Source organism: Paenirhizobium naphthalenivorans, from assembly GCF_007992095.1.
Lineage (GTDB): Bacteria > Pseudomonadota > Alphaproteobacteria > Rhizobiales > Rhizobiaceae > Allorhizobium > Allorhizobium naphthalenivorans.
The window spans coordinates 51,240-63,843 of the sequence record NZ_BJZP01000010.1 but is presented as its reverse complement, the minus strand read 5'-3'; the positions used below and the strand labels follow the sequence as shown (position 1 = coordinate 63,843).

Here is a 12,604-nt window from a genome sequence, read left to right as displayed (position 1 = left end):
CCGTCATCCGCCCGCCGGCATTTCCTCCCGCATGCGGGAAGAAGGCCGAACCTCTCCGGCCTTGCGGATCTGTCGGTTGCCGTATTTGCGGCGGTCGTTCGGGGCATGTTCCCTCTCCCCCCGCTTGGCGGGGAGAGGGGCAGGTGAGGGGCGAGCCCTCTCCTGGTTTGCTGTTAGCGGCCGCCGATCACGCCGATGTAGTCCGAAACCCAGCGATGGTAGGGCACACATTCGCCCTGGCTTTCGCACTTCGAGGTCGGCGTCTTCCAAAAGCTGATCTTGTCGAAGTCGTCGTAGCCGTTGGCCGAGCAGCCTTCGTCGGTCAGCAATTCGTTGCCCTTGCAGGCTGCGCCAACGGAGGGATTGGCGCCGAACCAGGCCGAGACGTCACCCTGAACCTTCGGCGAGAGCGAGTGCTCCATCCACATGTAGGCGCAGTTCGGATGCTCGCTGTCAGCGTGCAGCATGGTGGTGTCGGCCCAGCCGGTGACGCCTTCCTCCGGGAATGTCGAGGCGATCTTGTCGCCTTCGGCCTTCATCAGGTTGACCTGGAACGGCCAGGAACCGGAAGCCACGACGCCCTCGTTCTTGAAGTCGTCGATCTGGATCATGGCGTCGTGCCAATAGCGGCCGACGAGCGTGCGTTGGACACGCAACAGGTCAAGCGCTGCCTTGTACTGGTCCTCGTTCAGCTCGTAGGGGTCCTTGATGCCGAGTTCCGGCTTGTGCTTCATCAGGTAAAGCGCCGCATCGGCGACGTAGATCGGGCCGTCATAGGCCTGGACACGACCCTTGTTGGACTTGCCGTCGGAGAGCGTCATTTCCTCGAAGACGACGTTCCAGCTGGTCGGTGCTTCCTTGAAGACATCGGTGTTGTACATCAGCACGTTCGGCCCCCAGACATAGGGTGTGCCGTAGTGAACGCCCTTCACGGTGTGCCAGGCTGCATTTTGCAGGCGCTCATCGACATTTTTCCACGAGGGGATCAGATCGGTGTTGATCGGCTGAACGCGCTTGCCGGCGACAAGGCGCAGCGAAGCGTCGCCCGAAGCGGTGACGAGGTCGAAACCGCCTTCGTTCATCAGGGCAACCATCTCATCGGAGGTTGCTGCGGTCTTGACGGTGACCTTGCAGCCGGTCTCCTCCTCGAACTTGCTGACCCAGTCATAGGCCTTGTCGGTTTCGCCGCGCTCGATATAGCCGGCCCAGGCGACGATGGAGAGGGCGCCTTCACCCTTGCCGAGCGCTTTCAGGGGCTCCTGAGCGACGGCGTTGGTTGCGAAGCTGGCAACGGCAATGATTGCGGTGCAGGACTGCAATAATTTTTTCATGGCAATTTCTCCCTGTTCGGGGCCGCCTTATCGCGGCGTTTGTTCCCAAGGATGAAGGTGACGTGAAATCGCCGCATTCGCAAATTCATTTGTCAGAAAGTTGCTATCGGTTTTCCCGATAGATCAGGGGCGAATCCCGCTCCAACCCCTTCCTTGCAAGGGGGAGGGCCTTCGCCCTCGAAAGCCAAGCCAAGTTTTCGGCAAGACAGTCGGCGCTTATTCTCCCTCTGGTGGGGGGAAATGGCCGGCAGGCCAGGGGATTTCCAACGATGAGGCAGCCTTACCGTCCTCGTCCGCTCCTCAGCGCCTCGGCGATGCCGACGAAGTCGCGGGCGGATTGCGGCAGGCTCGAGCCCTTGCGCCAGACCATGCCGACCTGGACGACAGGCAGTGCGCCGGAAACGTCGCGGCTTTCGATGCGGTCGCCTTCAAGCGACCACGGGCGGTAGACGAGATCCGGCAGGAGCGCCACGCCGGCGCCGGTCGCCACCAGGCTGCGCACGGCTTCCACAGAGCGGGTGCGGAAGGCGACATGCGGGCGGGCGCCGAGCGCCGACAGGAGCTTGCCGGTGTTCTCCTCGATTTCGTCGACGGTCAACATGATGAGCGGTTCGCGGGCGATGTCGGCGATTGAAATGATATCGGCTGACACCAACGGATGGCCCATTGGTAGCCACAGCCGATAGGGTGAGGTTTCGAGAATCTCGGCCTGTAGCGCCATGCGGTCGCGCAGGTTGGATATGACCATGACGGCGACATCTAGTTCCCCGCCGATCAAGAGGTGCTCGAGGTAGGAGCCATTGTCCTCAATCGCCGAGACCTCGACGCCAGGGCAGGCGCGGCGATAGCGGGCCAGCAGGTCGGAGAGCACATAGCCGGCGACCAGCGAGGTCACGCCGATGTTGAGCGTACCGCCGGTGTTCTCCTTGGTCTCGGAAAAGGCGTTACGCGCATCGGAGACGCTGGAGAGGATCTTGGTAGCGTGACGCAGGAACTGGTGGCCGTTGTAGGTGATCGATAGCCCGCGTGGGTGGCGCTCGAACAGCTCGACTCCGAGATCGCCCTCGAGTTCCTTGATCGCCTCGGTGACCGAAGACTGTGAGATCGACAGATTCTGCGCTGCCCGCGTCACCGAACCCTGCTCGGCGACGGCAATGAAATACTGCAATTGGCGAAGCGTGAAGGCCATGGCGCGTTAGAGCATGGCCAGGGGCGCAAGGGCAAGCCGGTGTCAGGCCATTCCAGCGGCGCGCCTCGCCCACGGCGGATTTGCAAAGATCCGCCTTTGCAAATGCCAAGAGACGTATACGATCGATTCGTCCATTTCTCTGCGCCGAACCGCGTTTCGTTCGTCCACACGTCAGTCAGTTTCATGAAATCCACGCCGCTTGGCTATGCCTTCGCCATTCTCGCCTTCACCATATTCTCGGTGCAGGACGCCGTGTCGAAACATCTCGGCATGGCCTATCCGCCGGTGCTGGTGGCGATGTTCCGCTATTGGGCCTTTGCCCTGTTCGCCATTCTGTTGGCCATGCGGGCTCAAGGTGGCTTGAGGGCTGCGGTGGCGACGAAGCGGCCGGGTCTCCAGATCGCGCGCGGCCTGTTGCTGGCCTTGCAGATCCCGATCGCCATTTCCGCCTTCGCCAAGGTCGGTTTGGCACAGTCGCAGGCGATTTTCGCCGCCGGCCCGCTGATCGTCGCGCTGCTCTCTGTGCCGATCCTCGGCGAGAAGGTTGGCTGGCGACGCTGGACGGCCATCGGTGTCGGTCTTTGTGGCGTGCTTTTGATCCTGTCGCCGAGCGGCGACCAGTTCAGCCCGTTGATCATCCTGCCGATCGCAACCGCGGTGATCGGCGCCCTGTACGGGCTGATGACCCGTCTCGCCAGTCGCGTCGACGGGCCGATGACGAGCTTTTTTTATATCGGCACGGTCGGCGCCGTAGCACTGTCGATTGCCGGACCATTCTTCTGGACGCAGATCGCGCCGTCCGACTGGAAGTGGATAATCCTGCTCTGCTGCACCGGCATCGCCGGGCATTTTTCGCTGATCAAGGCCTATGACACGCTGCATGCGGTAGCCGTTCAGCCGATTACCTATCTCCAGCTTGTGCTTGCTTCCGGCATGGCCGTCGTGGTTTTCGGCGAGGTGCTGAGGGTGAATATGGTGATCGGCGCGGCAATCGTCGTCGGCGCCGGCCTTTTCACCGTCTGGCGGGAGAACGTGATCGCTCGACGCAATGCGGCCGCGGCATCTGTAGAGCGGTGAAACCGATCGCTGTGTGATGGCTTGCGCCGAGTACGCTGCTATCCGCGACCATTTTCGGGTGTAACGAAAAGGGACGCGTGCTTTCTATTGACGGGCCGAACCCGCAGTTGGGACAAGGAGCGGATCGATTCATTTATCACTTTGGAGTTGTCGGGACGGTTGGTTTTTCCGTCGCGCTGTCTCCGGGAGGCCCAGCATGAAAGCCGCCCGTCTTGCGCGTCGTATGCGTCTTTCATCGACAAGCGCGCTGGCGCTATGCCTTGCCGGCGGATTTGCCGGCGCCGCGAAAGCCGACTCGGTCTACTGGAACGGCATCACCAATGATTGGTTCGTCGACAGCAACTGGGTCTGGGACGGCCACACGCCCAATGCCGGCGATTTCGCGCGTATCGACACGACGGGCGTGGTGATCAGCGGAGCCGGCGCCTATGTCGGAACTCTTTTCCTTGGGATCAGCAGCACTGCCGATCTGACAATCGAAGACGACCTGACCTCGGACTCCGTTTCTTTGGGCTGGAACAGCGGCTCGCTGGGCACGGCCACGATCACCGGCGCAGGAAATACCTGGGCCAATTCGGGGGCGATCTATGTCGGATACGGCGGAGACGGTGTCATCAATATCCTCGATGGCGCGACGGTTTCGACCGGGGAAATGAATATTGCCTCCGGAACCACATCGACCGGCACAGTCAACCTGCAGGATGATTCCAGTCTGGTCACCTCCGGCTATCTCTATGTCGGCTTTGGCGGTGACGCGACCAGCGGCGGCGACGGACATCTTAACGTCCTGTCCGGCTCAGACGTGACCAGCGCCAACAGCATCATCGCCAACGGCACCAATACCACCGGAGCGGCCCTCGTCGACGGGACCGGCTCCAGCTGGAACACGACGGGCAGCCTGCTTGTCGGCGGCGGCGGCGTTGGTACCCTCGATGTCACGAATGGCGGCTATGTCCAGAGCGGCACCGCGACCGTCGCCAATCTCGCCTCCGCTTCGGGCAGCAACGTCAATGTCGACGGTGCCGGCAGTGAATGGTCGATCCTGGGCGATCTGTATCTCGGCTCGGATGGGACCGGCAGCCTGAAAATCACGGACGGCGGCGGTGTCGAAATCGGGGCGGCTTATCTGGGATATGGCGTCGCTGGCAGTGGTTCGATCGTGGTCGATGATGCGTCCCTTTCCGTCACCGACCGCATCGGTGTCGGCTACGACGGCACTGGGTCGCTGACGATCCGCAACGGGGCAACCGTCAACGGGAATGGCGCCATCCTCGGCTGGAACTCGACCGCCACGGGCACCGCCACTGTCACGGGCGTCGGTAGCCGGTGGGACAATACCGGCACGCTCTATGTCGGCAATCTGGGGTACGGTTCCCTGACCGTCGCCGACGGTGCCATTGTCACGAGCACCGACGGTTATGTGGGTACGGAAAACGGCTCCGACAGCGAGCTTCGGATCAATGGTGCGGGCTCCGCCTGGACCATGGATGGGGCATTTTTCGTCGGTCACAATACCGGTGCGGAAGGGACGGTCACCGTTGACGGCGGAGGCTCGATCAGTAGCCTCCAGGGCATTCTCGGCGATCTTTCCGGTTCGGTCGGCACCATGACGGTGACGGGAGCGGGTTCGACCTGGTCGGCCACCGTCGACCCGGCGATCCTCTATTCCGGGGACCTCAATGTCGGCCGGCACGGCACGGGTAACCTGTCGGTCCTCAATGGCGGCTCGGTCACCGGGAACCGGCTGCACATCGCCAACGAGGCCGGCTCTTCCGGTACGGCGGTCGTTTCGGGTGCCGGTTCCAACCTGACGGTGACCGACCGCCTGTCGATCGGCATCGAGGGAGATGGCGAACTGACCGTCGCTGACGGCGGGACCGTGAGCGCCGGCCGTATTGTCATTGCCGACGATGCGAGTTCGAGCGGGACCCTGAATATCGGCGCGGCAGCCGGAGACGCGGCGACAGCCGCCGGTGTCATAGACACCGACACCGTGATCTTCGGCGATGGCGACGGCGAAATCGTCTTCAACCACACGGCGACTGATTATGTCTTCGGTGCGGATGTGGCGGGCACAGGTACGCTGTCCTTCCTGTCCGGCATTACCGAACTGACCGGCGACTACTCCACCTTCACCGGCGGCCTGTCGATCGAGGGCGGACGGGTGTCAGTCAACACGGACACGCTTTCGGTCGCCGCCAGCGTGCTGGACGGCGCAACGCTCGGCGGCAACGGGATGCTCGGCAATGTCGCGGTCGCGAGCGGGGGAACCGTGGCGCCCGGTAATTCGATCGGCACGATCAGCGTTGGCGACATCACCTTTGCGTCCGGTTCGTTCTATGCCGTCGAGGTCGACGATCTCGGCAACAGCGATCTGATTGACGCTTCCGGAACAGCCACCATCAACAGCGGCGCGACGGTGACCGTCGGGCCAGAGAATGGTACGGACGACGGGTCGACCTATACTTCGGGAACCGTCTACACGATCCTGTCGGCTGCGGGCGGCGTGAACGGCACCTTCGGATCGGTGACCGACAGTTTCGCCTTTCTCGACGGGCGCCTGACCTATGATGCCGACAATGTCTTCCTGACGTTGTTGCGCAACGACATCGCTTTCTCGAGCCTGGCTGAGACGCGCAATCAGGCCGCCGTTGGCACAGCGCTGGAATCGTTTGTGATCGGGGACGCACTCTACGACGCGGTAGCCGCTCTTGGCGCCGCTGATGTCCCCGGTGCTTTCGATGCTCTGTCCGCCGACATTCACGCTTCGACAAAGGGCATGCTTATCGATGACAGCCATTATGTGCGCGATGCCTTCAACGCCCGTCTGCTGGGCGGCGATCCGCAGGGATACGGTTTCTGGACCTCAGCGTTCGGTGCCTGGGCACGCTCGGAAAGCGACGGCAATGCCGGTTCGCTCGCCCATTCGACCGGGGGGTTCGCCGGCGGCGCCGACACGGTTCTCGCCGACGACTGGCGGCTGGGTTTCGCCGGCGCCTACAGCCGGACGGCGTTCGATGAGGCGTCGCGCGACGCCTCGGGCACGTCCGACAACGCTTCGCTCGGCCTCTACGGAGGCCGTTCTCTCGGACCGCTCGGTCTGAGGTTCGGCGCAGCCTATACTTGGCACCAGATATCCACGGAACGCACGGTCGATGTCGGCAGTCTCCACGGCCGCAATGAGGCGGACTATGACGCCCGCACGGCCCAGTTGTTCGGCGAGGCGAGCTACGACATCGAAACCAGCCTCGGTCGGATTTCGCCCTTCGCCGGCCTCGCCTATGTCCATCTGCGCACGGATGGCTTTTCCGAAACGGGTGGCATGACGGCCGTTTCCGCCGATGGGGACAGCTATGATACGACTTACGGCACTTTGGGACTTCGCGCCCAGGCGCCGATCGCCCTTGGCGACACCAAGGCCTTGCTGCACGGTATGGCCGGCTGGCGGCATGACTTCGGCGATGGCGTGCCGGCCGCGCGTCTGGCCTTTGCGGGCAGCGATAGCTTTACCGTCTATGGTGTGCCCTCGGCGCGTGATGTCGCGGTGATGGAAGCCGGGATTTCGCTTGCGGTCAGCAAGAATGCGTTGGTCAGCCTGAGCTATGCCGGCCAGGCTGGTGATGGCGCGTGGGAACAGCAGGTCAAGGGGCGCCTGGACGTGCGGTTCTGATTTCGGCGTTGTCGGCAAAGGGCCGTCCCGGCGGCCTTGCTTGCCGCCATTGGCCTGCGGCCGCTTTGCCTGTTATGTCAGATCGCCGATTTTTCGAAGTTCCGACAGCCCGACCGGCGCGACGGCGCGGAAATCCAGCGCGTAGACCCGGTTGGCGAAATCGCGTTTCACCCGCTCGATCTGGGCGGCTTCGCCCTTGATCCGCGTGCGCAACAAGGGGTCGCGTGTGCCTGTGATCGCCATCGATTTGTTGATCACCCAGCCATAGGGCTCGATCTTGGCCCGGCGCAGGTCTTCCTGCAAGGCGCCGGCCTCGGAGACCGGGGTGGTCTCCGGCAGTGTGACGAGCAGGACGCGCGTATAGGCCGGGTCCTGCAGGCGCATCAGTGGCGTGACCATGCGGCCCGGCGCATTTTCGTCGAGATGCCGGGTCATCTGGCGGTGATAGGCGCCGGTGGCATCGAGCAACAGCAGGGTGTGTCCGGTTGGCGCTGTGTCGATGACGACGAAATTGCTGCGTGCCTCACCGACGACGCGGGAGAAAGCGTGGAAGACGGCGACTTCCTCGGTGCAGGGCGAAGCGAGATCCTCGCGCAGCAGGGCTTTGCCGTCCTCGTCGAGATCGCGGCCCTTGGTGGCCATGATCTTGTCGATATAGCGCTTCGTTTCAGCCTCGGGGTCGATCCGGTCGACGGTGAGGCCGGGCATGGCCTCCGAGCCGACGACGAAGGACACGTGAGCGGCCGGATCCGTGGTCGTCAGGTGCACGGAATGGCCTCGGGCGGCGAGCCCCACAGCGACGGCGGCAGCGATCGTCGTCTTGCCGACGCCGCCCTTGCCCATCACCATGACCAACCCCTTTTCGCTTGCGGCGATCTCGGCAATGAGCGTGGAGAGACGCGGCAGGTCGGGAATGGACAGCGGCACGCTGGCATCCGAAGACGGCTCTGCATCTGTCGATACAAACAGCGCGCGCAGAGCGTCGAGCCCCACCATGTCGAAGGCTTGCAGGGGGACTTCGTCGCGCGGCAGGCCCGCGAGTTCCGCAGGCAGAGCCGCGAGTGCGGCCGTCTGCTCGGCGGCGAAGGCTGCGGCGACCGTGTCCTTGGCGTCGGAGGGCGTGAAACGGCCGTTGACGGCAAGCATCTGGTTCGACAGCCCGAGCGCGTTCAGTTCCCCGGCTGTGCGCGCGGCTTCGCGGATCGCGCCGCGCTCGGCACGGGTCACCAGCACGACGGTGGTGCGGGCAGGATCTCCCAGGCATTCCAGCGCCTCACGGAAACGGTCCTCTTGCATCTTCAGGCCAGAATGCGGACCAAGGCAGGAGGCACCGCGCTCGTTGGCCTCGAGAAAACCGGTCCAGGCTTTGGGCAGGCTCAAAAGGCGCAATGTGTGGCCGGTAGGCGCTGTGTCGAAGATGATGTGATCGAATTCCGGCTGTTCGTCGCCGAGCAGGCCCACGAATTCGTCGAAGGCGGCGATTTCTGTGGTGCAGGCGCCGGACAGCTGTTCGCGCACCGTTGCCTTTTCCTTGTCGGTGGCCGTCGGCCCCATCTGATCGAGCACGCGGCGACGGTAGTCTTCGGCCGCCGCCTCGGGGTCGATGTTCATGGCAAAGAGGCCCGGCACACCAGGCACGGGCTTCGGCTCGCTGTCGAGTACCACGCCGAGCATTTCATCGAGATTTGAGGCCGGATCGGTGCTGACCAGCAGGACCTTCAGTCCCTTGTCGGCAAGCGCGATAGCCGTTGCGCAACTGATCGAGGTTTTGCCGACACCACCCTTGCCGGTGAAAAACAGGTGGCGGTTCGGCTCGGTCAGCAGCTTCAATTGGATCATGGAACCCGTCCTCGTTGATCATTCCCATTTAGAGAAAAAGAGGTACGGGCGAAAGCCGCATTGATGTCGGACAACGCCCGTTCTCAAGACCTTGCGTCGGAAAGCCGGGATGAACACGGCTGTCGTCATCAGCACGATTGTGCGACCGGTTTGCTGTCCAACAGACATCTTCATGGTGATGCCAAAGGCTGTGTCACTGACGATGACGGCGCTCCTTCTGCACCGAGTTGTTTGGATTGTTCCGAACGGATTAAACCTTCGTCAAGACCGATATGACAAGTATCGAGCTTAGTATTGCGTGATGTAGTGGGGCGAGTTTGATGTCGGAGTTCATGGCGTGAAGGGTCTTTTCAGCAAGATCCGGATCTCTCGCAAGATCGTCCTCGCCATCGGCGGTGTTTTCGTGTTGTGCGGCGCGACCGGCGCGGCCGCCGTGTTCATCGGCGCCGACAAGATTCTCGGGCCCTCCTATGCCGAGCTTAACGGCCTGGAATGCACCGAGGTCAAGACCGTCAATATCAAGAAGAAGGACCGCTTCTGGGTCCGCAAGTACATCACCACCGACAAGCCGGGCGATGGATTGACGCGGGTGAAGACCGCGTTGCGTGTGGCGGGTGCCGTCTATGAGGCGGAAAAACCCGATCTGGTGCAGGTGGTCGTGCTGGACAAGAGCGGACCGAAGGACCGCGCCGACATGCGTGGTCGCGCGGTCGGCGCCGATGTTGTCTATATCGCCGATCCGAGCCGGGTGCCTGAGGAGGCGAACGGCAAGGTGTTCACGGCCCGTTATGTCGACAAGGCGGCCAGCGCCGAAGGGCTTTTCTACGGCGAGAGAATCGCCATGCCGCAAGCGGACATCGAACAGTTGGTCGCACGGCTGGATGACAAGACGGATTGCATCAAGCCCGAAGTCGTCGTCCCCGAGGGACACGGTGCGGTTGACGCGCATGGTGCGCCGGCCGGCCACGGAGCGGATGCGGGTCATGGAGACACAGGTCACGGTGGTGATACTGGCCACGGCGATACAGCCGGTCATGGTGCGGAAGCGCCGGCCGAAGGGCACGGCGCCCCGGCTGCTGAAGGGCACGGCGACGCTGAGGCTGAAACCGATGGGCATGGTGTGACGAAGGAAAAGGGCTGGCTCGGCTCGATCACCGGCCTGTTCGGCGGTGGCGGGGAAGCGCCCGAGGCCGACGGGCACGGTAAGGCTGCCGCTCCTGCGGACGGGCATGGAACCGTGCCAGCAGAGGGTCACGGAGACAATGTGGGGCACGCCGTCGAAGGGGCCGCCGCGCCGGCGGTGGCGCATGCTTCTGAAGCTCCGGCGGGCGAAAGTGCTGCACACACGACGGATGATACGCAGGGAGCCGCTGCGGTTGCCGAGCCGGTCCATCCGGATGGCGCAAGCCAAGGCTGGTTCTCGTCGTTGAAGGGCATGGTGCTTGGAGCCGGCGAGGAAAAGCCGGCGGCTGCGAGCCATGAGGATGGGGCGGCGCCAGGCCATGAAACGGCCCCTGCGAAAGATCAGGTACATGCTGCGCCGGAAGATCATGCCGCTGCTGAACATGAGGTGCCTGTAAGGGCCGAAGATGCCGCCACGGTCGAGCATGACGCGGCGGAGAAGGCCGTGGCTGCGGAGGAGCAGCACAGTTCCGCGCCGGAGGCTCCGACTGACGGCCAGAACAAGGCGAGTGCCGCCGGGGCGGTATGGCTGGCAAAGCTACGGGCAAAACCGCTCGAGGGCGCGGCCGATGGTCAGGCCACAGACCAGCACGGCGAACAGTCGGCCCATGAAATTCCCGCAGAGGATAGCCCTATCCTGCCGTCCAAGGCGAGCGACAAGGCCGCTACCGAAAAGCACGCCGAAGCGACGCATTGATCTGGTTACGCCCTCTGGTCTCGGCCCAACGAAAAAAATCCCGGCGCAGGTGACTGCGCCGGGATTTTTTGCTTGTCGTTGTGGAGCGCGTCTTAAGGTGCGCGCCTCCGATCAGTCGCCCTTGTGGCGGCGGGCCGGGAAGAGGATGACGTCGCGGATCGACGGTGCATTGGTCAGCACCATGATCAGGCGGTCCACGCCGATGCCAAGGCCACCGGCGGGCGGCATGCCCTGATCCATGGCGTCCAGGAAGTCCTCGTCGAGGGCTTTTTCCTTTTCGCCGCGGGCATGGGCCTGCATCAGCTGCTCGACCATGCGGGCGCGCTGTTCTTCCGGATCGTTGAGTTCGGAGAAGGCGTTGCCGAGTTCCCAGCCGTTGATATAGGTCTCGAAGCGCTCGACCAGGCGCGGCTCGCCCGGTACTTCCTTGGCAAAGGGCGAGATGTCCTTCGGGAAGTGGATGACGTGGGCCGGCTGGATCAGGTCGCCCTCGACGGTTTCCTCGAAGACGAAGGCGAGGCATTCGCCCCAGGTGGAATCCTTCTCGACTTCGAAGCCGGCATGGCGGGCGGCGGCGCGCGCCTCCTCGTCGGTCTTGATGGCGAGGAAGTCGATGCCGGTCTTCTCCTTGACGGCGCCGGGCATGGAGATGCGGCGGAACGGACCCTTGAAGGACAGGACCTTGTCGCCGTAGGGCACTTCGGTCGTGCCGTGGATGGTCATCGCCAGTTCGGAGAACATCCGCTCGACGAGGTCCATGATGTCCTCGTAATCGGCATAGGCCCAGTAGCACTCCATCATGGTGAATTCCGGATTGTGCCGGGTAGAGACGCCTTCGTTGCGGAAGTTCCGGTTGATCTCGAAGACTTTGTCCGACAGGCCGGAAACCAGCGTACGCTTCAGGTACAGTTCCGGCGCGATGCGCAGGTACATGTCCATTTTCAGTGTGTTGTGGTGGGTCTTGAACGGCTCGGCCGTCGCACCGCCGTAGATGGTCTGCAGCATCGGCGTCTCGACTTCCATGAAGCCGTTATTTTCCATGAAACGGCGGACGCCGGAGATGATCCTCGAGCGCTGCTGGAAGCGCAGCTTCGATTCCTCGTTGGTCAAGAGGTCGAGATGGCGCTTGCGGTAGCGCGTCTCGATGTCGGCGAGGCCGTGGTATTTTTCCGGCATCGGCAGCAGCGACTTCGTCAGCATGGTGATCTCATGCGCGTTGATCGTCAGCTCGCCGCGTTTGGTGCGGCGCACCGTACCGGTGACGCCGATGATGTCGCCCAGGTCGATCATCGGCAGCAGCGCGCGGGCCTCTTCCGGTGTCGTGTCCTTGTGGGAAAAGATCTGGATCTTTCCCGAGGCGTCATGGATGTCCATGAACATGCCGGAGTTGCGCGAGGAATAGACGCGGCCGGCGACCGTGACGGTGTCACCAGATTCGGTGTCCAGCTCAAGATCGGCGTATTTCTCGGCGAGCTCGGCATTGGTGATGGTGCGGTGAAAATGCGCCGGATAGACGTCGCCGATTTGCTGGCGCAGCAGCGCGAGCTTTTGAGCGCGGACTTCGGTCACGTCGGATGAGAGGGTGGGTGCTACGGTCTTGTCGGTCATATCAGCGTCTT

7 protein-coding genes are annotated in these 12,604 nt (G+C 63.0%); 3 read left to right on the top strand and 4 right to left on the bottom strand.

All coding sequences use genetic code 11. The annotated features are described in order from the left end of the window. Nucleotides 1–173: 173 nt before the first annotated feature. Nucleotides 174–1,331 carry an ABC transporter substrate-binding protein gene (locus RNA01_RS11910; RefSeq protein ID WP_147180435.1) on the bottom strand — a complete coding sequence of 386 codons (1,158 nt, stop codon included), beginning with the start codon at nucleotides 1,329–1,331 and terminating at the stop codon, nucleotides 174–176. 280 nt (nucleotides 1,332–1,611) lie between these two features. After that, a complete protein-coding gene (locus RNA01_RS11905) occupies nucleotides 1,612–2,520 on the bottom strand; it encodes a LysR family transcriptional regulator (protein WP_147180434.1) in 909 nt (302 codons plus the stop codon). 183 nt (nucleotides 2,521–2,703) lie between these two features. Here RNA01_RS11905 and RNA01_RS11900 point away from each other — a divergent pair, with 183 nt between their 5' ends. Beyond that, a complete protein-coding gene (locus tag RNA01_RS11900; protein WP_147180433.1) occupies nucleotides 2,704–3,597 on the top strand; it encodes a DMT family transporter in 894 nt (297 codons plus the stop codon). Between the two features lie 196 nt (nucleotides 3,598–3,793). Beyond that, nucleotides 3,794–7,267 carry an autotransporter domain-containing protein gene (locus RNA01_RS11895; RefSeq protein WP_147180432.1) on the top strand — a complete coding sequence of 1,158 codons (3,474 nt, stop codon included), beginning with the start codon at nucleotides 3,794–3,796 and terminating at the stop codon, nucleotides 7,265–7,267. Between the two features lie 72 nt (nucleotides 7,268–7,339). Here RNA01_RS11895 and arsA read toward each other — a convergent pair whose 3' ends face one another. Next, entirely contained in the window at nucleotides 7,340–9,106 is a 1,767-nt protein-coding gene (gene arsA, locus RNA01_RS11890) for an arsenical pump-driving ATPase (RefSeq protein WP_147180431.1), read from the bottom strand. A 337-nt stretch (nucleotides 9,107–9,443) separates the two neighbouring features. Here arsA and RNA01_RS11885 point away from each other — a divergent pair, with 337 nt between their 5' ends. After that, a complete protein-coding gene (locus tag RNA01_RS11885) occupies nucleotides 9,444–10,985 on the top strand; it encodes a hypothetical protein (RefSeq protein ID WP_147180430.1) in 1,542 nt (513 codons plus the stop codon). A gap of 111 nt (nucleotides 10,986–11,096) precedes the next feature. Here RNA01_RS11885 and lysS read toward each other — a convergent pair whose 3' ends face one another. After that, nucleotides 11,097–12,593, bottom strand: coding sequence for a lysine--tRNA ligase (gene lysS / locus RNA01_RS11880; RefSeq protein ID WP_147180429.1), 1,497 nt, complete (start codon nucleotides 12,591–12,593; stop codon nucleotides 11,097–11,099). Nucleotides 12,594–12,604 lie beyond the last annotated feature (11 nt).

Bases quoted from the DNA above. Each gene is read 5' to 3' on its own strand.
- lysS (WP_147180429.1), bottom strand. From the start codon at position 12,593: ATGACCGACAAGACCGTAGCACCCACCCTCTCATCCGACGTGACCGAA.
- arsA (WP_147180431.1), bottom strand. From the start codon at position 9,106: ATGATCCAATTGAAGCTGCTGACCGAGCCGAACCGCCACCTGTTTTTC.
- RNA01_RS11905 (WP_147180434.1), bottom strand. From the start codon at position 2,520: ATGGCCTTCACGCTTCGCCAATTGCAGTATTTCATTGCCGTCGCCGAG.
- RNA01_RS11895 (WP_147180432.1), top strand. From the start codon at position 3,794: ATGAAAGCCGCCCGTCTTGCGCGTCGTATGCGTCTTTCATCGACAAGC.
- RNA01_RS11910 (WP_147180435.1), bottom strand. From the start codon at position 1,331: ATGAAAAAATTATTGCAGTCCTGCACCGCAATCATTGCCGTTGCCAGC.
- RNA01_RS11900 (WP_147180433.1), top strand. From the start codon at position 2,704: ATGAAATCCACGCCGCTTGGCTATGCCTTCGCCATTCTCGCCTTCACC.